The organism is Chitinophaga sp. SYP-B3965, from assembly GCF_009647655.1.
GTDB lineage: Bacteria > Bacteroidota > Bacteroidia > Chitinophagales > Chitinophagaceae > Chitinophaga.
Genome location: NZ_WJFD01000001.1, coordinates 3,306,637 through 3,327,814, shown reverse-complemented (window position 1 = coordinate 3,327,814; position 21,178 = coordinate 3,306,637). Strand labels below are relative to the sequence as shown.

Genomic DNA, 21,178 nt, shown 5'->3' with positions numbered 1-21,178 from the left:
AATATTTATTATATTTAATTCTGATACGGATGCAGGTAGATTTTTCAAAGTCACCGGACGGCCTGGTGCCAGCTATTATACAGGATGCCATCACCAACAAAGTGTTGATGCTGGGATACATGAACCAGGAAGCGCTGGATAAAACACTGGCCGAAGGGAAAGTGACCTTTTACAGTCGTTCTAAGAACAGGCTGTGGACCAAGGGAGAAGAAAGCGGTAACTTTTTACAGTTAAAGCATGCAGCAATAGATTGCGATGCGGATACGTTACTAATAAAAGTTCATCCTGCCGGGCCTACCTGCCACACAGGCGCAGATACCTGCTGGAATGAAGTGAATAAGGACGCAAACTCTTTCCTGAATAGCCTGGAACAGGTGATCAGGGACAGGAAGGAAAACCCTACAGATAAATCATACACAGCTTCCCTGTTTGCCAAAGGCATTAATAAGGTAGCGCAGAAAGTAGGAGAGGAAGCAGTAGAACTGGTCATTGAAGCGAAAGACAATAACGATCACCTTTTTATTAGTGAAGCAGCAGACCTGCTTTTTCATTATCTGATCTTGCTGCAGGCCAAAGGCTTTACGCTGGAAGATGTAGTGAACATATTAAAAGACCGTCATAAATGAAACGTATTTCATCCCTGATTATTTGTTTGGCAGTTATCACGGCCGCACATGCACAGTTTAAAGTAAACGGAAAAATTGCCGGCACTGAAGAAGGCGCCAAACTTTTCTTTTTTAGTGAAGATGGGCGTACGGCTGATTCTGCTATGCTGAAGAACGGGGAGTTTTCTTTTACCACACCTTATAAAACCACCGGTGATGATATGTTTGCACTGATCCTGAAAGGGCATCCATATCCTATGATCCTGGTGGCAGACAAACCTGAAATAGCGATCCAGACGGAACAAAGCATTTTTCCTGTAGCCACCACTTTTAAAGGCGGGCAACAGGCACAATGGATGCAGGAGTATCATCGTGCGTTCAATCCCATCATCAGCAAGGCCAATGCATTGAATACAGAAGCTGCTGCTATCAGCGGGGATGATGAGAACGGGAAAGCCGCCTTCCGGGAAAAAGCCAAAGTGTTTGAAGGAGAAGTACTGAAAACAGGAACAGATTTCATTAAAACCCATCTAAAGGCACAGGCCAGCCTGTTCCTGCTCATGGGGGAACTGAGGAGCCGCCTCAGTGAGGAGGAATTCGCACAACAGTTCAATTCACTGGACGCCAGCGTAAAGAACAGCAAATTCGGAAAAAAGATAGGAGAGCAGGTTGTTGCAAATACCAGTGCCAAAGGCGCACCGGGCATCAAAGCAAAAGACTTTGAGCAGGAAGACCCTAACGGCAAAATGGTAAAACTATCCTCCTTCCGTGGTAAATATGTACTGTTAGATTTCTGGGCCAGCTGGTGCGGCCCCTGCAGAGTAGAAAATCCGCATGTAGTAGCGGCCTACCATAAATTCAAAAACAAGAATTTCACGGTGTTAGGTGTTTCTCTTGATAAGAACAAAAGGGACTGGATAGACGCCATTGAAAAAGACAAACTCGTTTGGACCCAGGTATCTGATCTTCAGTTCTGGAGTAATGCAGCAGCTGCATTATACGGTATAAGAAGCATCCCCCAGAACTACCTCATAGACCCTTCTGGTAACATTATTGCCAAAGATCTCCGCGGCGGCGCCCTGGAGAGGAAACTGGCAGAAGTATTGCAGTAACCGCTTATCACTAAGGACTTGCTATTCCGTAGCGGAATCAGCAATTTTGTTCTTATAAGATCAAAAACTGCTAGTTACCATGAAGAAACTGATACTTGCAGCTGTGCTGTTTTGTTCGGCTGCAACACTGTTTGCGCAGGAAAAAAAGAAGAAAGAGAAAGTATATTCCTTCCAGGTGGAAGGGAATATAGCTAAGCAGGATAAACCCACTATCATATATCTCCGCAGAAAAACAGAAGGTAAAATGGTCACAGACAGTGTGATCACACCAGATGGCAGATTCCTGTTCCTCGGTAATATACCGGAACCACAAACCGCACAATTATTTACGCAGGTAACGCCTACGCCAGACAATCCTGTTGGCAGAAAGGAAGTAGTGATGTTATTCCTCGGGGAGGGCGCTACCAAAGTGGCCATACCGGATATTAATACCCATGGCACCGCAGCCGGTACACCGGAACAGGAAGCTTTCAATCAGCTGAACAGTCTTACCTGGCCCTTCACAAAAGAAGCGGACGAAGTATACGGGAAGTATATGAAAGCAGCCAGGGCCAAAGATGAAGGGCAGATGAGAAAACATGAATCACGCCTGGATGAATTAAATGCCAGCCGCCTGGCGGTGATGAGCAAATACCTGAAAGATAATCCGCAAACACCTATTGGCATGTATGTGATCAACCAGGTGGCCGGGTATGAATTGGATGCAGAAGAATTTTATCCTGTTTTTAATACGCTCTCTAAAACTGTGCGGAACTATCCTTCCGGCAAACAGTTTGAATACCGCCTGGACCTGGCAAAGAAGCTGGCTATAGGTAATCCCGCTATTGATTTCAGTCAGAATGATGCCGCAGGCAAACCTGTGAGCCTCAATTCCTTTAAAGGCAAATATGTACTGGTGGATTTCTGGGCCAGCTGGTGCGGTCCCTGCCGGGCAGAGAATCCCAATGTTGTAAAAGCCTATCATAAGTATAAAGAGAAAGGGTTCACCATCCTGGGTGTTTCTTTTGATGAAAGCAAAGAGAAATGGCTGCAGGCTGTGGAGCAGGATGAGCTGGCCTGGACGCAGGTGTCTGACCTGAAAGGCTGGGCAAATGCAATAGGCCAGTTATATGGTATCCGTGCCATCCCCCAGAATATCCTGCTGGACCCGCAAGGGAAGATCATTGCCAAAAACCTGCGGGCAGAAGCGCTGGAGGATAAACTGGATGAATTATTGAAGTAAAGGAATATATTATTATTGAGATGGCCTGAAGGTATAAAAGCTTTCAGGCCATTTTTTATAAGGCCGTTTTGGCCGAATTATACTGCTTTTTTGACAGGTACCCCACCTTAGTACGGGATGGATACGGGATTGATACGGGAATGATACGGGATTGCTACGGGATTACTCCGATAAAAAGTACCTTTTAAATAGAGATACCCCAGGTAGAATACTTTTCTCAAAATAAATTTGCTAGTATTACGAACACTTCGTAGATTTACGATAGACTCGTACTAATGAAGAGCGTATTTGGAATCATCGTGTTTTGCTTAGGGTGGATCAGTCACACAACAGCACAAACAACAGTTAAGATCACCGGGCAGGTGTTGGATGAAAAGGGAAAACCTTTGCCATTTGCCAGCGCCTTCCTGAGTCAGACAACTTTGGGAGACAGGACGACGGAAGCCGGTAATTTTACCATCAAAGGAGTACCGCCGGGTAAGTATGATCTGATCGTGTCTTATCTTGGATATGAGCCGTTGCTGATGCCGGTGAATGTAACTGGTGAACTCACAGGAGTTGTGGCCGTATTGAAGCCGAAAGCAGGCGTTTTGAAGGAAGTAGTGGTAAGGAGGAATGCAGAAAGGGACAGGTTGATGAGGATCTTTAAAGAGATCTGGGTAGGAAAAAGTGTAAATGCAGAACAATGCACGATCCTGAATGATGAAGTGATAGACCTGGCATATAACCAGCAGAAAGGATTACTCACTGCCACTTCCGATGATTTCATCCTGTTGGAGAACAGGGCATTGGGCTACCGGGTGAAGTTCTTATTAATGAATTTTGAATTCCATCAATATACCGGTTATTCTCTCTACTACGGGAATCCGTTGTTTGAACTGATGAAGCCGCGTAACGCAAGGCAGCAAAGGAACTGGGAGAAGAAAAGGATAGAAGCGTACAATGGCTCCACCATGCATTTTTACCGGAGCCTGATCAATAAGCAGCTGGTGGAAGATGGCTTTTCAGTGCAGAAGATGGTGAGGAAAGAACGGAAGCGGGACTTTGTAGCGCCTAACGGCATAGATTCCGCAAGTGGTGCAAAGGTGCGGTCCGATGGTGCTTTTTCAAAGTTTGTGAATTATCTCTATCCCGGTCAGGTACCATACGACAGCCTGATGATCACGAACAAAGAGAAAGATAATTACACCCTCATCTTCGGCAATTACCTGTTTATAACGTATAAGAACGAGAAGGAAGAAAGGAAATACATGGAGTACAATCACTATCCGCAGAAAGCAAAGCCAGGCCCGCAGATCTCTTACGTGCAACTGCTGGCCCCGAAAGTGGATGTAGACAGGAATGGAAATGTTGAAGCACCGATGGATGTGATCGTAGAACAATACTGGGGATGGGAAAAAATGGCGGAAATGTTGCCGCTCGATTTTAAAATTATCAATACAAACTCAAAAAAATAAAATGGAAAAACTTACCAAACAAGAGGAAGCCGCAATGCAGGCTATCTGGAAAATTGGAAAGGGCTTTGTAAAAGATTTCCTGGAAGCACATGCTGCGCCGGTACCCCCATATACCACGCTGGCTTCCACCATTAAGAACCTGGAGAAAAAAGGATATATAGATGCCCGTAAAATGGGTAATGTATATGAGTATACACCTACCATTGAAGAAGGTGAGTACAAGAAGAAATTCATGAACGGGTTTGTGAAAGATTATTTTGAAAACTCTTATAAAGAACTGGTCACCTTCTTTGCAAAAGACAAGAAGATCAGCCGGGAGGAATTACAGGAGATCATCAACATGATCGAAAAGAAATAACCTGCTTTTATACATTCCACATTTATCGGGATCGGCTGCTATTTTACTTAAGATCAAACACAAAAGCATGTCTGAACTGTTCATATACCTTATTAAAGCGAATATCGCATTATGCCTGTTCTACCTGGCATACAGACTGGGACTGCGGAGGCTTACCTTTTATACGCTCAACCGCTTTTTCCTGCTCACCGGCATTGTATTTTCATCCCTGTTCCCACTGGTGGATGTAAATGATTTCTTTAACAGGAACGAAAAACTGGCGCAGCAGGTGGAGACCTATGTACCTAACCTCGCGGCCTGGCAGCAACCGGTGCAGGCAGAAGCATTTACCGTCTGGACCTTACTGGCCTGGGTATTCTGGGTGGGTGTGTCCGTGATGTTCCTGCGTTTAGTGATGCAGCTGGTATCCCTTTTCTTCCTGCACAAGAACACCGACCCTGTTAATATCGAGGAGCGTCGTGTGCGGGTGATGGGCAGCTCTATGAATCCGTTTTCTTTCTTTCGTAATATTTACATCAATCCCAGCCTCCATTCACCGGAGGAGCTGCAAGCCATTTTGCAGCATGAATCCATCCACGTAAAGGAATGGCACTCCGCGGATGTATTAATGGGAGAGGTGAACAATATTTTCTATTGGTTTAATCCCGGCGCATGGCTCATGAAAACAGCCATCAAGGAAAACCTTGAATTCCTTACTGACCGTAAGATGCTGCGCACTGGTGTAGATAAGCGATCTTATCAATACAGCCTGGTGCAGGTAAATGCGGCGCAGTATTCTGCAGGGATTGCCAACAACTTCAATTTTTCTCACTTAAAAAACCGCATTAAAATGATGAATAAACAAAAGTCATCCCGCCTGCATATATACAGATATGCTGTATTGGGTTGTCTCACATGCGGGGTCCTATTATCCCTCAACTTTACGAAAGCAGGCACCGTGGTGGTGAGCAATGTGGTGAAAGAAGTAAAAGGTGTGCTGATCGAAATGCCTAAGGATACGGTACCCGTTAAGCCTAAATTAGCAGAGGTCGTAGTGGAAGGTAAACTCCTGGCCCAACCTGCCACAGTAAAGGTAATAAAGGGCCGTGCAGATTCTGTCAGAGTGCGTTACACGATGAAAGCAGATTCTCTTACAGTTATCTCAGCAGAACCAGTAAAGGTTGTTACCGGCTATGCTTTAAAAGGCTCTTTCTCCGGCGTTTCAGTAACAGAAGAACCAAAGAAACAGGAACCTGTACGTATACGCCTTAACGCAACAAATCAGATTTCAAATCCTCCTTTATTTATAGTGGATGGCGAAGCGAAGATACAGGGGCTGGGAGAGAATGCCCTGCAGCACATCGATCCCAATGATATTGAATCTATCTCTGTACTGAAGGATAAATCTGCTGCTGCTATCTACGGTACCGCAGGTAACAATGGTGTGATCATCATTACCACCAAGAAAACAAAGGCCGCTAAAGCAAAAAATTTGCAGGAAGTAACGGTAGTAGGTTATGGTACCCAGAGCCCTGATCCGGAAGGTGCTCATACACTTCAACGTGTAGTGGTAGTAGCGGATACAATTAGGGTAAGGGGCACGAGCACTCCTATGGAAGAAGTGGTGGTAACAGGCCGTCCTGCCACAGTACAGGGCATTGCGCTGAGTGCAGTAGCAAAGGATAAGAAATACGAGAATGATAACAACGGCGCTACTTTATCCGTATCTCCTAACCCGGGTAGTGGTATCTTTACGGTGTCCTATTATCTTAAGCAGGGAGGAAGAGGATACCTGGAAGTGAGGGATATGAGCGGCAAGCCCGTTTTCAGCAAGCAACTCATCAGGGATGCCGGTAGTTTTAATGAGCAGATCAACATCAGCCGTTTCCCTGCAGGAGTGTATTTCCTTACACTGTCTGCACCAGGCGTGAAAATAACACAGAAGCTCTCTAAAACCTTATAAAGTATAAGAATGAAAAATAGATGGATAGCCGCTTACCCGTGTGCTATCCATTTTTCATTTAATAACGGTAGGTTCTCGCACAACGAAAGCCAAGGTTAGATAAACCTGAGCTGGGCGTGGTTTTCATCCGGGCAGATACCCGGTAACCTCTGCAATATTCATCACTGCACATAAAAGATCCGCCGCGGATCACACGTTTCGGAGATTGCGGGTCCATAGCATCAAAAGGAACGTTGGGCCCCTGTGGGTTCACGGTGTTTGGTTTCTCTTTGGAATACCAGGAGTTATCATACCAGTCCGCCGTCCATTCCCATACATTCCCGGCCATGTCAAACAGCTGGTAACCATTGGGGGCAAAGGATTTAACAGGTGCTATATTATAGAAACCGTCTGTGAGTGAATTCTCATAAGGGAAATGCCCGTTCCAGATATTGGCTTTGGCTTTACCCGTTTGCGGTAATTCATCTCCCCAGGGGAAAGGTTTACCGGAAAGTTTACCCCTGGCCGCCAGTTCCCATTCTGCTTCTGTAGGCAGCCGTTTGCCGGCCCATCGGGCATATGCTTGCGCATCGTCCCAGGAAATATGCACTACGGGGAATTGATCTTTCCCGGTTATGTTACTGGCGGGTCCTTCCGGATGCTGCCAGTTGGCGCCTCGTTCAAAACTCCACCATTGTGAAACGTCATTCAGGTCTACCGCTGCTTTGGTAGGAACAAATACCAGGGATCCGGGAAGGAGCATGGCACTGTCCGGAGTGGCGGCGCCGGGTCCTGCAGCCTGCATGTATTCTTCTTTGGAAATAGGGATCTCTGCCGTGGTCACATACCCTGTGGACTGTACGAAAGCTTTAAACTCAGCATTGGTCACCTCATGTTCATCTATCCAGAAGCTGTCTACCTTTACGGGATGCAGGGGGTATTCGTCCGGCATGCCGGTATCATCGTCCGCTCCCATTTTATAAGATCCGCCGGGAATAAGCACCATGGGATTTAGTTTTTCCACTATTTCCGGCACTGTAGACTGTTCCTGTGTGGTGGGGGTTGCATTACAAGCCGAGAGTAAAACAGCTGTAGATATAATCGAATAGAAAGTGTTCCGCTTCATACAGTTGCAAATGTACAGCCCCTGATTGTGAAATTGTTAAATTGTTGCCAAAAGATGAAAATATCAGATACGAATTACATATTACAGCGAGCGTGCAATATTTATAAATCATAATTGGATCTACATGTCCTTTAGTCGTGATGATTTCGGGGATGATTTCAAATGGGGCGTTGTGATCTCCGCCTTTCAGAATGAAGGTGCGCACGATGCCGATGGCAAAGGGATTTCCATCTGGGATACTTTCTCCGCCCGCAAAGGGAAGATCAGGGATAAAACCAATGCCTGGCAGGCCTGCGATTTCTACAATCGTTACAAGGAAGATATCCTGCTGGCAAAACAAATGGGCTTTAACGTGTTCCGGTTTTCACTCTCCTGGCCGCGCATCATACCGCAGGGTACAGGCGCCGTAAACCAGGTGGGTATTGATTTCTATCACCGGGTAATAGATTATTGCCTGGAATTGGGCCTGGAGCCTTATGTAACCCTTTACCACTGGGATCTTCCGCATGCCCTGGAACAAAAGGGGGGATGGTGCCACCGCGGTACCGTGCATGCTTTTGAAAACTTTGCTACCATTTGCACACAGGCATTTGGCCATAAGGTAAAGAACTGGATCATCCTGAATGAGCCATTTGGTTTTACTTCCCTGGGTTATATGCTGGGCGTGCATGCCCCCGGAAAATTCGGACTTTCTTATTTCCTCCCTGCCGTACATCATGTAGCGCTTGCTCAGGCAGAAGGCGCCAGGGTAGTAAGAGCGGAAGTGCGGGATGCCAGGGTGGGCACTACTTATTCCTGCTCCCATATCATTCCTTATACACAAAGCGAAAGAGATGTACGCGCCGCCGCAAGAGCAGATGCATTGTTCAATCGCCTCTTTATAGAACCCGCTTTGGGCATGGGTTATCCTACAGATGCCTTCCCCTTGTTAAAAAGGATTGAACGCCGTTATGCCATGTGGCGCGACTGGGATAAACTGCCTTTTGATTTTGACTTTATCGGCATCCAGAACTATTTTCCGCTGGTGGTACGCTACAATGCTTTTATGCCGTATGTGCGGGTGTCTGAAGTGAAAGCCCGCTACCGCAGTGTGCCGCTCACTTCACTGGGATGGGAGATCAGCGGAGCCGGCATGTATAATATCCTGCAGCAGTTTGGTGCTTACGAAGGTGTGAAAGAGATCATGGTCACAGAAAGCGGAGCCGCTTTTGATGATAACCTGCTGAATGGCGCAGTGGCAGATGATAATCGCATCGCTTACTTTAAAGAATACCTGGAATCAGTATTAAAAGCGAAAAAGTCCGGCGTGCCGGTAACAGGGTATTTCGCCTGGACCTTAACCGATAATTTTGAATGGGCAGAAGGATATAAAGCCCGGTTTGGCCTCGTGCATGTGGATTTTGCCACGCAGCAAAGGACCATGAAAGCTTCCGGCCAGTGGTTCCGGCAATTGCTGTTGCAGCCTGAAAGTATTGGCAGGTAAGCACCGGCGGGCAAAAGAATCCTGGTTTTGGGGCGAGAATGTATAAAGGTTTCGTAGAACTACTCCAGGTGATTACTTTTACCCGCCGGGCCGCTACAATTCTTTGTGTTTGAAGAACCAGTTATCCCGTAGGGAAAGGTGCAGCACGAAATTGATGTAATTCTCTTTTACCAGGTTTTGTACAGCAGTGCCACGCTGCCCTGCTTCCACACCTAAATAATAGCGCAGATGCCCTGTTTTACTGGGAAGGGAGCCGCCCAGGCTAAACCCCAGATCATTGATCTGTTGTCCTTTAACCTGCATATAGCCAGTATGATAATTAAAGCCAGCCTGTAGCGAAAGCCCTTCTACCCGTGAATCGAAGTAATATTTATAGAAAGAATATTCCACACCGGCAGCATACCGCTGGGAGTTCACATATTTATAATCCTGCAGGTTGGGATTCGCACCCTTCCAGTTTTGCTGGCGGTAATCCGCTACCCAGGTGATGCGGCCATTCGTTAAAGAAAGTCCTGCTCCAATTTGTTCAGGCAGCACATAATCACTGGCGCTGCGTTCCTCTTCATACAATACCGTTTCATCTTTACTGTGAATAGAGAAATCATCATCTGTAGAAAGTGTGCTTTTAAAACGATAAGTGAGTCCCGCGCCCAGTTGCCACTTTCCGATGTTGCCACTGTATTGCAGGCCGGTCGTGAAATTGAAGCTGCGGTAAAAACGTTTTCGCTCAGAATAGATATCATCGTCCGTACCCGTGCTGCCCAGGCTATCCGTAGTGGTTACCGGGCCAAACAGGAGCGCAGAGGATACGCCAACAGAGAAGTTCTTGCTGATCTGGATAGCATTGGAAAGATACAGGCGGTTGATGCCTCCGCTTCCTTCAACAGCATTGCGGATGCCGGTATTGGTACCCTCAATGAACTTTGTGTTCAATAGTTTGTAATCCACACGGCTGTAGGGCATCAACCCAATGCCAATACCCCAGATCTTATGTGGTTTAAATCCCATCGCTATCCGTTTGAAATTGACATCCCCGGCAGGCTGGCTTTCTGTGGAGGTGTTGTATTGTAATGCTTTGGCTGCCAGTGATACTTCAAACAGGAAAGTTTCCATCGGTATACGGCCATAGGAGGCAGGGTTGAGTTCATTCAGGAAACTGCCCGATCCACGTGCAATACCGGCGCTGCCCATTCCAAAGTTGCGGCTGTAATCTTTTTCTTCCAGGTCGCCAATGCCAAAGGAAGAGTATAATGAATTAACGCCTTTCTGTGCCAGTACATGTTCTGCGGCCAGTAATAAAAAACATCCCAGTATAATTTTTCGCATCACGGTATTATTGGTATAACAGATAATAGACTTTCAATTGCGCACGGTAGTCCGCGTTTTTCCCATCGCCGATGATCAGGCGGTTGAGCTGTGTATGGTAATCCCCTGCTGTGGGTACCAGCAGTAAACCCCTGTAGGTATAGGCATTACTGGCCGCTACCGCTTTGCAGTAAGCCGTAACATCATAGCTGTAATTCGTGTTTTCAGGATTGAGTTTATCTACCACCAGATCGCCATATTGCAGGGATGAATTGGCATCAGGCACTGTATCTCCCGGTGCTACCTGGTTTTTATAATCGGCAAGACAGATGGTTAATTTGGGAGGAGGCGCATAGTTCTGGAAAGTACCGTTCACCGGTTTAAGCAATAGTTGTGCGCGCATGATGCGTCCGTAACGCCCCAGTTTTACCAGGTCCGGCAATGAGAAGAAATCCATGCGGATGGCTGTGCCGGTGAGGCTTTGTAAGAATGCCTGCTTACCTGTGGCACTGCTCAGCAGTCCGGAAGAACCACTTGGCAAAGCAGCAAGCGGTGTTCCCGTACGATCGTTCCGCACTTCGTTGAATTGCAGGTCCGGCCGGGTGAGTAAGAAGTCGAAATATTTTTCTTCAATTTCCGTAGTAGTAACATGGTAATGCAGGCGCACGAAAAGAGAACTGTCTTTTGCCTCAAAGCCAAATGCGGCAGCATTATTATTGCCCCTGATGGCCAGCCCTTTCATGTATTCCAGGAAGAGATCTTCTGTAGATACCTGCTGCGCTTTTGTTCTGAGCAGTTCAAACATTTCACGGCCTTTCACATCATCCAGCCGGAACCGTACCAGTTTACCGGAAGTGGGTAAAATGGTAACCTGCTGATCACCGAGGGAGGCTGCCTGCACCGGAAAAGAGTGATGCGCATAAAAGGCATTGTATTCTTCCGGTAACACAAGTTCCTGTGTGAGCTGGTGTACCGTAATGCGTTGCGGCAACAAGGTATCGCCATAATAATAACCCGTTGGCTTCATGATGATCTCAATAGAATCATACACTGCACGGTCCGGCACGGTTTTGTCATATGGTAATCCAACCCGGAAATAAGTACCGGTATTCATGTTCCCGAAGAAAGGATCATTGTATCCGCCTATCAGCGCAACGCCGGTGCCGGAAGTAATAACAGAATCGATCTGCACGGTACGCATGGTGATGCTGATGGTATCCAGTAAGGTTTGTTGCAGATCCCCATCTTTAGGTACGTCTTCATAACTGAAGCCGCTCTTTTCACAGGCAGAAAAGAACAGCACTGCTATTATTCCAATAAATCTCATCCTGATCATTAAGCAATGGTTTTGAACTAGCATAGATGCGCAATGATAATCAGGAAGCCTTGCCTGTATTTCCGGTATTATGCCAATGCCGCGTATTTGTCGATGAGTGATTACATCATGCCGTTAGTTGCCATTTTAAGGCCCTCTGGGCCTGTTTTTCGCGGATTGCAGGAAATGGGCCATTGGCAGATGAAAAGGCAATATTCATCCGCTAATGAGTGGAATCCGTCTATTTTATATTACCCATAACAGTTACCCGGATAATTTTGGCTTGATTAAAAAAATATCTGTATGCGGAATGCGAAACACTTTTGCTGGATACTGGCGGGCCTGCTGGCAGCATGTTCAAAGAATGATGACACTGAAGATGAGAATAACGGTAACTGGGTAAGGATGGGTGAAATGTCTGGTAAGCCACGTTCTGAAGCAGTGACCTTTACCATCGGGGATACTGTTTATGTAGGAACAGGGCTGGGGAATGAAACAGAAGGAGAGTATAAGTATGATTTCTGGAAGTACAGCCTGGGCCGTGGCTGGGAGAAGGCGGTAGATTTTCCTCCGCTGGCAGTAGGGCGAATAAGCGCCACAGCATTTGTGATCAATGGTGTTGCTTATGTAGGCACCGGTTTTGATGGAAAAAGGAACCTGGATGATTTCTGGTCATATACACCTGCCACCGGTCAGTGGAAAGAATGCGCACGCCTGAAAGGGCCCGATGCTGCAGTAAGTCTTGCCCGCAGAGATGCCGTGAGTTTTACGCTGAACGGAAAAGGATATGTTGTGTCCGGTTATGATGGCGGTGCATTGAATGATGTATGGGAATATGATCCTGTAGCCAACACCTGGACGGGCAAGCGCTCATTCAGGGGAGAAAAACGCAGGGATGCCGTATCATTTGTGATCGGTGATAAAGCGTATGTTCTAACAGGCACCAATAACAACGAACTTAAAACAGATCTCTACGTTTATGATGCTGCCACTGATGAATGGACTGCCAAACGTAAGATCGACAACTCCAACGAGGATGAAGATTATGATAATGACTATGCGATGATACGCAGCAATGCCGTTGCCTTTGTAATGAATAACAAAGGATACCTGGCTACAGGTACGAAGGGTGGCCTCTCACAGGAGTGCTGGGAGTATGATCCGATCACGGATCTCTGGGTTAAAAAACGTGATTTTGAAGGCACTTCCCGCGAAGGAGCTGTAGCATTTACACTGGGTGGCAAAGGATATGTATTATCCGGCCGTACAGCAGGTTTGCAATTGGATAATATGTTCCAGTTTGATCCAACCGCAACCTATAATAGTAACGATTAAATATTGAATATGGAAGTATTGTCCGCAGTACTTCCATATTCAACTTTAACACTTACTTAAGACTCGGGTTACCTGTTTTAACACTTGCTTAAGAGTAATGTGATGTATGTTTAACCCCGATTAGCGCCTATGTTCAATTTAAGAAATATATTCAGGAACCGGCTGGTAATAATAGGCTTGCATTTAGCAGCATGGACGTGCCTTTTCCTGTTTCCATTCTTTGTATATCGTATCAGGGTGCAGGATCATTCTTTTTACATAAAAGAAGCCATCAATACCTTATTTCTGATCGGATTATTTTACCTGAATGTATATGTGCTGATCCCGAAATTCTTTACGTTAAAAAAGATCGGGATCTACATCGGCTGCGTGATATTGGTGTTGGTTTTTATGGCAGGGCAGCAGGCATTTGTGGAATATAAGTTCATGGCGTACATGATGGAACGTCAGCCCATGGGCGTATTCAGTGTCGTAAACGGAGTGCCCGGATCACCTGCCCATACTTTCCGTACAGGCCCTGGTGCGGTAGCTATTGCCACAGGTTATGGCGGCAGCATGGCGATAACGCAGGCACCACAGAATGTAGCTTATGTAAATGCAGGTGCAGCAGATTCAATACCATTGCCTACTCCGGTACAAGGCAGAATGATCTTCAGAGACCAGTTCTTTGATGCAGCAGATCAGCCATCACTGGTGCCATGGCGGAAACGTTTGTACGCCAACTGGCACAGCCAGCGCCCGAGGATAGTGGAGTTCAGGGATTCTTTTCCGGCGGGAGGTGTAACCAGTTTAACCGCTGCCAGGCCTTTTGAAGACGGCATCTTCCTGCGGCATTTCTTTTTTCCGGAAGTGCTGCGCAAGTCCGCCACCTTTGCTTTGCTGATGTTATTCATGAGCGGGTTTATAAAGATTGCACTGGAATGGTTTAAAAGTGAGAAACAAAGGGAAGCCCTGAAAGTGGCTAACCTGAATGCAGAATTGAAATTCCTGAAGTCGCAGATCAATCCGCATTTTTTATTTAACAGTCTGAACACCATTTATTCACTGGCACACAGCCGCTCGCCGGAAACAGAACATGCACTGGTGAAACTATCCACCATATTGCGTTACATGATCTACCAGAGTAACGGAGATAAAGTGATGCTGGAAAATGAACTGCGGTATTTACAGGATTATATAGATATACAACGCCTCCGGATGGCACGTAATATTCCGGTTGAATTTAAAGTAGAAGGTGACCCTTCCGGGCTTGAAATTGCACCGATGTTACTGATCCCCTTTGTAGAAAATGCTTTCAAACATGGGATCAGTTATACAGAAAGCGCTTTTATCGATATCCGGCTGGACATCAGGACCAACGGCACATTACACTTGATTGTGCGCAATAGTTTATTTAAGCAGCGCGTTTCAGAAAAAGGCGGCGTAGGATTGAACAATGTACTCAAACGTTTGAGTTTGTTATATACAGATGCACATACCATAACTGTCAGAGAGCATGGAGATGAATTTATTGCTGACCTTAAAATTGCGCTGAAACATGATGAAGTGTTTAGCTCTTGATGATGAGCCGCTGGCTCTGGAGATCATCGAAGATTTTGCCGCTAAGGCGCCGTTTCCCATGCAAGTGAAAACATTTGAAAACGCCGCACTCGCTCTCCGTTACATGCAGGAGGAACATGTAGACCTGTTGTTCCTGGATATTAAAATGCCGGATATCACAGGCATACAATTCCTGAAAGCATTGAAGCATCCCCCTATGGTGATCTTCACCACTGCTTACCAGGAATATGCCATGGATGGCTTTAATATGGATGTGATAGACTACCTGCTGAAGCCGATACCTTTTGAACGGTTCATCAAAGCCGTTACCAAAGCGCAGGAATATCAGTCCGTAGCCAGCCCGGGTAAAAGTATGGACAATGATTACATCTTCGTGAAAACAGAATACAAGATCATTAAGATCAATCTCGAAGACATTCTTTACATTGAAGCACTGAAAGACTATATAAAGATCTATACGCCTAATCAGCCGGTACTTACTTTAAAAAGCCTGAAAGCTTTTGAAAGCCGCCTGCCCAAAGACAAATTCATCCGCGTGCACCGCTCTTACCTGGTAGCCATGAATAAGATCAATTCCGTAGAGCGGAACACCGTGATGATCGCGAATCAGCCTATCCCGATCAGTGAGGGGTACAGGGATAAGTTCTATGATGTGATCACGAAATATTCTTAATAAAAAGGGCTGTATCAAATATTTGATACAGCCCCTGTAATTTGATGATTTTTTCTATTGCAGCCGCAGTTTCTCTGCATCTTCTCTTTCGTATTCTGCCAGCAATTCTTTTGCCGGAACTTCCAGCACATTTCCGGCTCCGTCACCAACGATCATCGTCTGGTTCAATGCTGCATTCGTCTCAATCAGTTTACGCATGTAAACATTGATACCTGCCAAAACTTTAATAGAAAACTCACTCACAGGCTGATTGTAATGTTCCATAACATCCGTTTGTTTGTTAATAAGGTACCATATTTCCGGGATGGAAATGGTGGAAGGGACCATACTATCCCCTTCAGCCACAAGTGCCGGTTTCTTGTTTGTGTTATCATACACAGACCATTTATCTACCACAGGGATGTAGCGTTCAACAAGATTGTCCACACTCCGGTAATATCTCCGGATGATCACATCTTCGGGAATATGATGGCCACCTTTTGCCACCCGGCTTTTCACTCTTCTTAATGCTAATTGGGGAGATTCTAACCAGAAATAACATAACTGTACACTGTAACCCAGTGCCTGTGCTTTTTTTATCAGTGATACATAACTCCGGGTAGACAATGTTGTTTCAAATGCAAAGTCTTCTCCTGCCTGCATCAATTGATCAATTCTATTCAGCATAAATCTTCCTGCTTCAATCGCAACACTTTCCGGATTGAAGGGAGAGATGCCAACTGCAATATTGTCTGCATTTACAAACTCTTTGCAGTGAAGGATTTCAGGGAGAACAGCAAATGATGACGTGGTTTTTCCTGCGCCGTTGCAACCGGCCATGATATACATTTTCGGCATAGCTTCATTTATTTAAAGCTATAAAAAAACCGGCACATAAAATGTGCCGGTTAATAACTTGATTGAACCATTATCATATTAATTCCTTCAGTTTCTCCACCACTTTATCTACTTCTTCTTTTGTATTATCCCTGGAGAAAGAGAAACGTACGGCTACTTTATTCGGATCGTTGTTGATGGAACGGATCACGTGAGAACCTGCGTCCGCACCGGATGTACAGGCACTTCCGCCAGATGCGCAGATACCGTTGATATCTAAATTGAACAACAGCATTTCGCTCTTCTCTGATTTAGGGAAGGATGCATTCAGTACAGTGTACAAACTGCGTCCGCGAAGATCGCCGTTGAAACCTACGCCGGGAATATGTTGTTCCAGCTGGTCTGCCATGTACTGGCGGATGCCGTTGATATAGTTGCTGTGTTCTTCGTAATTGGCAGTAGCCAGTTCCAGCGCTTTGGCAAATCCTACGATGCCGTAAAGGTTTTCAGTTCCTGCACGCATGTTACGCTCTTGTGATCCACCCTGTACAAAAGGAGTGATCTTCACGTTCTCATTAATGTAGAGGATACCTACGCCTTTAGGGCCATGGAATTTGTGTGCTGCGCCGTTAATGAAATGCACCGGTGTGTTGCGAAGGTCAAAAGGATAGTGACCTACTGTTTGCACCGTGTCAGAATGGAAGATGGCATCAAACTCTTTGCAGAGGTTACCCACTGCATGCAGGTCTAATATGTTGCCGATCTCATTATTGGCGTGCATCAGGCTTACCAGGCTTCTTTCTTTTGATTCGGAAAGCAGCCTGCGGAGGTCTTCCATATCCACGTGGCCGTTTGGCAGCAGTTTTACCCAGGAGAGCCTGATGTTCTCCTTTGAATGTGCATGTTCTACCGTATGGAGGGTGGCATGGTGCTCAATGGGGGAGCTGATGATGTGTTTGCAACCCAGATCATGGATAGCGGCGTGAATGGCAGTATTGCTGCTTTCCGTACCGCCGGAGGTAAAGAAGATCTCTCCCGGATGTGCATTCAGGATCTTTGCTACGGTTTTACGTGCACTTTCAATGCCCAGTCTGGATTCCCGGCCATATGAATAAATAGAGGAAGGGTTGCCGAATTTATCGGTCATATAGGGCAGCATGGTATCCAATACTGCTTTGTCAAGCGGAGTGGTGGCCGCGTTGTCGAAATAAATTCTTTCCAAGGTGGTGGTGGTTTTTGATTAATGCGCCACAAATTTACGGAATTACCCTAAAGAAAAACGGATGGCAGATCAATTCTGCCATCCGTTCATCCTTATTTTTGGAAGGAATTAAATGAACTCCTTGATATCCTGCATGATCTTACGGGCTATATTGTCCGCCGTGGTTTCATTCTGGCTCTCTGCATAGATGCGGATAATAGGTTCTGTGTTGGAGGTACGCAAATGCACCCAATCCTTGTCGAACTCTATTTTCAGGCCATCTTCCGTGTTCAGGGGCTGGTTCTTGTACTTGCCCTTGATTTTCTCAAAGATCTCCTTTACGTCTATCCCTTTATCCAGTTCTATCTTGTTTTTGGAGATGAAATAGTCAGGGTAGGAGTTACGGAGCGCCTTAATGGTCTTTTTGCTCTGGGCCAGGTGGCTCAGGAACAACCCGATGCCGATGAGGGCATCCCGGCCATAATGGAGGTCCGGCACAATGATACCGCCATTTCCTTCACCTCCGATCACGGCATTCACCGCTTTCATCTTATTCACCACATTCACTTCGCCCACAGCAGAAGGATGGTATTCACCACCATTCTTCAGGGTAATATCTTTCAACGCCTGGGTGGAGCTCATATTGGATACTGTATTGCCTTTGCGGTGTTTCAGGATGTAATCCGCCACAGCCACCAGGGTATATTCTTCCCCGAACATGCTGCCGTCCTCGCAAACAAAGCAAAGCCTGTCCACATCAGGGTCTACCGCAATCCCCAGGTCCGCCTCGGATTTATTCACTTCATTGGACAGTGCCGTGAGGTTTTCCGGCAATGGCTCAGGATTATGGGCAAACTTACCGTTCACCTCTCCAAAGAGCACCGTTACTTCTTGTACACCCAGTGCTTTCAGCAAAGCGGGGATATAAGTGGCGCCTGTGGAGTTCACCGCATCTACCACTATTTTAAAGTTAGCCGCCCTGATAGCGGGAACATCCACCAGGGGATAGTTCACGATCAGGTCCACATGTTTTTGCAGGTAAGAATCGTCCCTATGGTAAGTACCCAGTTTGGATACGTCTGCAAACACAAAATCCTCTTTCGCCGCAATGTCCAATAATTCTGCACCATCAGCGCCGGAGATGAATTCACCTTTTGCATTGAGCAGTTTCAGCGCATTCCATTCCCGGGGGTTATGGCTGGCAGTAAGGATAATACCGCCTGCTGCATTTTCCATGGTAACAGCAAGTTCTACTGTTGGCGTAGTGCTCAGGTCCAGATCCACCACATCAATGCCCAAACCGTTCAATGTGGATACCACCAGGTTCCTGACCATTTCTCCGGATATGCGTGCATCTCTGCCGATAACTACTTTTTTGTTCTCAGCGTTTTGTCTTAACAGCCATGTACCGTATGCAGCGGTGAATTTCACAACATCCAGGGGAGAAAGTCCTTCCCCGGGCCTGCCGCCGATCGTTCCACGAATACCCGAAATTGATTTAATCAGTGCCACAATTGTTTGATTTTTTTTGGAGTGCAAAGATAATTGATTAGAATTTTAATCTACCTGTTAATTTGGCTTGTCCGGAAGGATCAGGAAGAGATTATGTCAATTAGACTATATTTGCAGCTACGTATAAATTTTTAAGAGAATATAATGATTCATATTTGGTCGCGCATTCCCAGATACATCCGGTATATTTTCATGCAAACCTTGTTCCTTTTTGGTTACCTGGTTGTATTTAGAGCGGTCTTCTACTTTTTTTTCTTTTCAACCACCATCAGGGATGCTGGCGTAATTGCCCAGGCCTGGCATCTGGGCCTGCGGTTTGATATGCGCCTTGCGCTGATCCTGATGATCCCGGTTGCCCTCGTAGCGGTGATTGCAAGGGACCGGCTCTTTGGTACCGGAGCGCTAAGAAGGTTCAATTTCGGCTATTTATTTCTTATCTATTTGTTATTGTGCATATTCTATGTGCTGGACCTGGGGCATTACAGTTACCTGGGTTTGCGCTTAGATCCTTCCGTTACCCGCTTCCTGGCATATGGAGAAAAAGCCACCAACGCCAGGATGATGTGGGAAAGTTACCCCGTTGTGTGGGGGCTGCTGGGGATGATCGTGGTTTTGATCTTTATCCGTTATGCTTACCGTAAGATCTTCCGCCGTTATGCCCAAAAGGAAGGTATACCTGTGCGCCCATGGGGATATGCAGGTTATGTGGTAACACTGGTGATCCTTTTTGGAGCAGGCATTTATGGCAATTTGGCATATTTCCCTTTGCGCTGGAGCCAGGCCATGTTCACAAGAGACAATGCAGTGACCAGTCTTGCGCTGAACCCCGTGTTATATTTCGTCTCCAATTTTACCGTACAGAACGATACTTTCGATGACCGGGAAACACATAAATATTTCCCTGTTATCGCGCAATATTTAGGGATAGAAAAACCGGTACCGAACCAGCTCAACTTTGTAAGGACAGAACCGGGAGATTCCACGAGACCAAGGCAGAATGTGATCATTGTGATGATGGAATCTGGCGGGGCGGCTATGATGAGCATGTTTAATAATCCCATGAAAGCAACCCCCAACCTGCAACAGCTGGCAGACAGCGGGGTACTGTTTGATAATTTTTACGTGCCGGCCATGAGCACCGCCCGTTCTGTATTTGCCATCACAACCGGCCTGCCGGATGTGGTGCGCTCTAAAACAGCTTCCCGGCATCCGGGTATTGTAGATCAGCGGGTAGTGATGGATCAGTTTGCAGGATATGAAAAATATTACCTCCTGGGAGGAAACACCAACTGGGCCAATATTCGCGCAGTGTTCACCAATAACGTGGAAGGGATAGAGATCTTTGAAGAAGGTTATTTCAAATCGCCAAAGGCAGATGTATGGGGCGTTTCAGACTTTGACCTGATCACGGAATCAGACGAGATCTTCAAAAAAGCGCAGGACAAAAAGCAGCCCTTCATTGCTTTCCTGCAAACCGCCGATAACCATGAGCCCTATACCACAACAGCCGGAGCCGGTGATTTTAAAAAACTCACGGCAAAGGATGTGGATATGAAGCAGTTTAAAACATCCGGTTTTGTGAACCTGGACCAGTTCAATGCCCTCCGCTACCTGGATTACAACATCGGCCACCTGATGAAACTGGCAAAAACTTCCGGTTACCTGGACAATACGATCTTCGTTTTCTTTGGGGACCACAGTGCCAAACTGGATCCGTTCCGCTTCATGCCTATTCCTGAATATGAAATGTCCACCTACGTGGATCACGTGCCCTGTATCATTTATAATCCCCGTTTACTGCAGCCGCAAAAGATCAGTCACGCGGGCAGCCTGCTGGATATTTATCCCACCGTGGCAAAACTCACCGGTATACCTTTTAAGAACTATACCCTGGGGATGGACCTGATGGACACTACCCGCAGTGCACAACGGTATGCTTTCATACAATATGCCAAGAACCTGAACTGGTGTATGGGCATGATCAACGGGGAGTTTCTTTATGAGATAGATACCAAAACGAATGCTACTGCTTTATATGATCTGAAGGCAGATGGGCTGAAGGATGTGAAGCAGCAAAACCCGCAGTTCACCAGCGATATGGATAAATTAACGCGTGCATTCTACGAAAGCACCCGATATTTGATGTTTAATAATAAGAAGTAGATTTGTTTTACATA

General features: G+C 46.2%; 17 protein-coding genes. 11 read left to right on the top strand and 6 right to left on the bottom strand.

The genetic code is table 11. The annotated features are described in order from the left end of the window. Nucleotides 1-29 precede the first annotated feature (29 nt). The 6 genes from hisIE (at nucleotide 30) to GFS24_RS13165 (ending at nucleotide 6,696) form a co-directional block, all read left to right on the top strand. Nucleotides 30-626, top strand: a complete 597-nt coding sequence (gene hisIE, locus GFS24_RS13190; RefSeq protein WP_153660019.1) for a bifunctional phosphoribosyl-AMP cyclohydrolase/phosphoribosyl-ATP diphosphatase HisIE — start codon at nucleotides 30-32, stop codon at nucleotides 624-626. Continuing rightward, a complete protein-coding gene (locus GFS24_RS13185) occupies nucleotides 623-1,717 on the top strand; it encodes a TlpA disulfide reductase family protein (protein WP_216647402.1) in 1,095 nt (364 codons plus the stop codon). Before hisIE ends, GFS24_RS13185 begins: the two co-directional genes overlap by 4 nt. Before the next feature lie 79 nt (nucleotides 1,718-1,796). Continuing rightward, a complete protein-coding gene (locus GFS24_RS13180; protein WP_253906442.1) occupies nucleotides 1,797-2,939 on the top strand; it encodes a TlpA disulfide reductase family protein in 1,143 nt (380 codons plus the stop codon). Between the two features lie 275 nt (nucleotides 2,940-3,214). Next, nucleotides 3,215-4,396 (top strand): carboxypeptidase-like regulatory domain-containing protein, encoded by a 1,182-nt coding sequence (locus tag GFS24_RS13175; RefSeq protein ID WP_153660018.1) that lies wholly within the window; start codon nucleotides 3,215-3,217, stop codon nucleotides 4,394-4,396. Nucleotide 4,397: 1 nt separating this feature from the next. Beyond that, entirely contained in the window at nucleotides 4,398-4,754 is a 357-nt protein-coding gene (locus tag GFS24_RS13170; protein ID WP_153660017.1) for a BlaI/MecI/CopY family transcriptional regulator, read from the top strand. A 67-nt stretch (nucleotides 4,755-4,821) separates the two neighbouring features. Next, nucleotides 4,822-6,696: a M56 family metallopeptidase gene (locus tag GFS24_RS13165; RefSeq protein ID WP_153660016.1), complete on the top strand. Its 1,875-nt coding sequence runs from the start codon at nucleotides 4,822-4,824 to the stop codon at nucleotides 6,694-6,696. A gap of 58 nt (nucleotides 6,697-6,754) precedes the next feature. On the opposite strand, the gene GFS24_RS13160 is transcribed toward GFS24_RS13165, so the two are convergent. Further along, on the bottom strand, nucleotides 6,755-7,801 hold the full coding sequence (locus tag GFS24_RS13160) for a formylglycine-generating enzyme family protein (RefSeq protein WP_153660015.1): 1,047 nt from the start codon (nucleotides 7,799-7,801) through the stop codon (nucleotides 6,755-6,757). Between the two features lie 124 nt (nucleotides 7,802-7,925). Here GFS24_RS13160 and GFS24_RS13155 point away from each other — a divergent pair, with 124 nt between their 5' ends. Continuing rightward, nucleotides 7,926-9,284 carry a GH1 family beta-glucosidase gene (locus tag GFS24_RS13155; RefSeq protein ID WP_153660014.1) on the top strand — a complete coding sequence of 453 codons (1,359 nt, stop codon included), beginning with the start codon at nucleotides 7,926-7,928 and terminating at the stop codon, nucleotides 9,282-9,284. Nucleotides 9,285-9,377: 93 nt separating this feature from the next. On the opposite strand, the gene GFS24_RS13150 is transcribed toward GFS24_RS13155, so the two are convergent. Then, nucleotides 9,378-10,610, bottom strand: a complete 1,233-nt coding sequence (locus tag GFS24_RS13150; RefSeq protein ID WP_153660013.1) for a hypothetical protein — start codon at nucleotides 10,608-10,610, stop codon at nucleotides 9,378-9,380. Nucleotides 10,611-10,617: 7 nt separating this feature from the next. Beyond that, the gene (locus GFS24_RS13145; protein ID WP_173003063.1) at nucleotides 10,618-11,925 is read right to left on the bottom strand and encodes a DUF4270 family protein; all 1,308 of its coding nucleotides are present in this window, start codon (nucleotides 11,923-11,925) and stop codon (nucleotides 10,618-10,620) included. A 282-nt stretch (nucleotides 11,926-12,207) separates the two neighbouring features. Between GFS24_RS13145 and GFS24_RS13140 the strand changes: the two genes are divergently transcribed. The 3 genes from GFS24_RS13140 (at nucleotide 12,208) to GFS24_RS13130 (ending at nucleotide 15,472) form a co-directional block, all read left to right on the top strand. Beyond that, the gene (locus tag GFS24_RS13140; protein WP_153660011.1) at nucleotides 12,208-13,239 is read left to right on the top strand and encodes a kelch repeat-containing protein; all 1,032 of its coding nucleotides are present in this window, start codon (nucleotides 12,208-12,210) and stop codon (nucleotides 13,237-13,239) included. A gap of 129 nt (nucleotides 13,240-13,368) precedes the next feature. Beyond that, nucleotides 13,369-14,799 (top strand): sensor histidine kinase, encoded by a 1,431-nt coding sequence (locus GFS24_RS13135; RefSeq protein ID WP_153660010.1) that lies wholly within the window; start codon nucleotides 13,369-13,371, stop codon nucleotides 14,797-14,799. Further along, nucleotides 14,777-15,472 (top strand): LytTR family DNA-binding domain-containing protein, encoded by a 696-nt coding sequence (locus GFS24_RS13130; RefSeq protein WP_153660009.1) that lies wholly within the window; start codon nucleotides 14,777-14,779, stop codon nucleotides 15,470-15,472. Before GFS24_RS13135 ends, GFS24_RS13130 begins: the two co-directional genes overlap by 23 nt. A gap of 54 nt (nucleotides 15,473-15,526) precedes the next feature. Here GFS24_RS13130 and GFS24_RS13125 read toward each other — a convergent pair whose 3' ends face one another. From GFS24_RS13125 to glmM, 3 genes are all read right to left on the bottom strand, one after another. Continuing rightward, on the bottom strand, nucleotides 15,527-16,309 hold the full coding sequence (locus tag GFS24_RS13125) for a zeta toxin family protein (RefSeq protein WP_153660008.1): 783 nt from the start codon (nucleotides 16,307-16,309) through the stop codon (nucleotides 15,527-15,529). A 73-nt stretch (nucleotides 16,310-16,382) separates the two neighbouring features. Beyond that, nucleotides 16,383-17,510: a cysteine desulfurase family protein gene (locus GFS24_RS13120; protein ID WP_153660007.1), complete on the bottom strand. Its 1,128-nt coding sequence runs from the start codon at nucleotides 17,508-17,510 to the stop codon at nucleotides 16,383-16,385. 108 nt (nucleotides 17,511-17,618) lie between these two features. After that, nucleotides 17,619-19,001 (bottom strand): phosphoglucosamine mutase, encoded by a 1,383-nt coding sequence (gene glmM, locus GFS24_RS13115; protein ID WP_371730595.1) that lies wholly within the window; start codon nucleotides 18,999-19,001, stop codon nucleotides 17,619-17,621. Nucleotides 19,002-19,193: 192 nt separating this feature from the next. On the opposite strand from glmM, the gene GFS24_RS13110 reads away from it, so the two are divergent. Further along, on the top strand, nucleotides 19,194-21,164 hold the full coding sequence (locus GFS24_RS13110; protein ID WP_173003062.1) for an LTA synthase family protein: 1,971 nt from the start codon (nucleotides 19,194-19,196) through the stop codon (nucleotides 21,162-21,164). Nucleotides 21,165-21,178 lie beyond the last annotated feature (14 nt).

What these genes read in the sequence shown, in the direction of transcription:
- GFS24_RS13180 (WP_253906442.1), top strand. Translation starts at nt 1,797, where the DNA reads ATGAAGAAACTGATACTTGCAGCTGTGCTGTTTTGTTCGGCTGCAACA.
- GFS24_RS13175 (WP_153660018.1), top strand. Translation starts at nt 3,215, where the DNA reads ATGAAGAGCGTATTTGGAATCATCGTGTTTTGCTTAGGGTGGATCAGT.
- GFS24_RS13110 (WP_173003062.1), top strand. Translation starts at nt 19,194, where the DNA reads ATGCAAACCTTGTTCCTTTTTGGTTACCTGGTTGTATTTAGAGCGGTC.
- GFS24_RS13170 (WP_153660017.1), top strand. Translation starts at nt 4,398, where the DNA reads ATGGAAAAACTTACCAAACAAGAGGAAGCCGCAATGCAGGCTATCTGG.
- GFS24_RS13150 (WP_153660013.1), bottom strand. Translation starts at nt 10,610, where the DNA reads ATGCGAAAAATTATACTGGGATGTTTTTTATTACTGGCCGCAGAACAT.
- GFS24_RS13125 (WP_153660008.1), bottom strand. Translation starts at nt 16,309, where the DNA reads ATGCCGAAAATGTATATCATGGCCGGTTGCAACGGCGCAGGAAAAACC.
- GFS24_RS13140 (WP_153660011.1), top strand. Translation starts at nt 12,208, where the DNA reads ATGCGGAATGCGAAACACTTTTGCTGGATACTGGCGGGCCTGCTGGCA.
- GFS24_RS13165 (WP_153660016.1), top strand. Translation starts at nt 4,822, where the DNA reads ATGTCTGAACTGTTCATATACCTTATTAAAGCGAATATCGCATTATGC.
- GFS24_RS13185 (WP_216647402.1), top strand. Translation starts at nt 623, where the DNA reads ATGAAACGTATTTCATCCCTGATTATTTGTTTGGCAGTTATCACGGCC.
- GFS24_RS13160 (WP_153660015.1), bottom strand. Translation starts at nt 7,801, where the DNA reads ATGAAGCGGAACACTTTCTATTCGATTATATCTACAGCTGTTTTACTC.
- GFS24_RS13145 (WP_173003063.1), bottom strand. Translation starts at nt 11,925, where the DNA reads ATGATCAGGATGAGATTTATTGGAATAATAGCAGTGCTGTTCTTTTCT.
- GFS24_RS13130 (WP_153660009.1), top strand. Translation starts at nt 14,777, where the DNA reads ATGATGAAGTGTTTAGCTCTTGATGATGAGCCGCTGGCTCTGGAGATC.
- GFS24_RS13135 (WP_153660010.1), top strand. Translation starts at nt 13,369, where the DNA reads ATGTTCAATTTAAGAAATATATTCAGGAACCGGCTGGTAATAATAGGC.
- GFS24_RS13155 (WP_153660014.1), top strand. Translation starts at nt 7,926, where the DNA reads ATGTCCTTTAGTCGTGATGATTTCGGGGATGATTTCAAATGGGGCGTT.
- hisIE (WP_153660019.1), top strand. Translation starts at nt 30, where the DNA reads ATGCAGGTAGATTTTTCAAAGTCACCGGACGGCCTGGTGCCAGCTATT.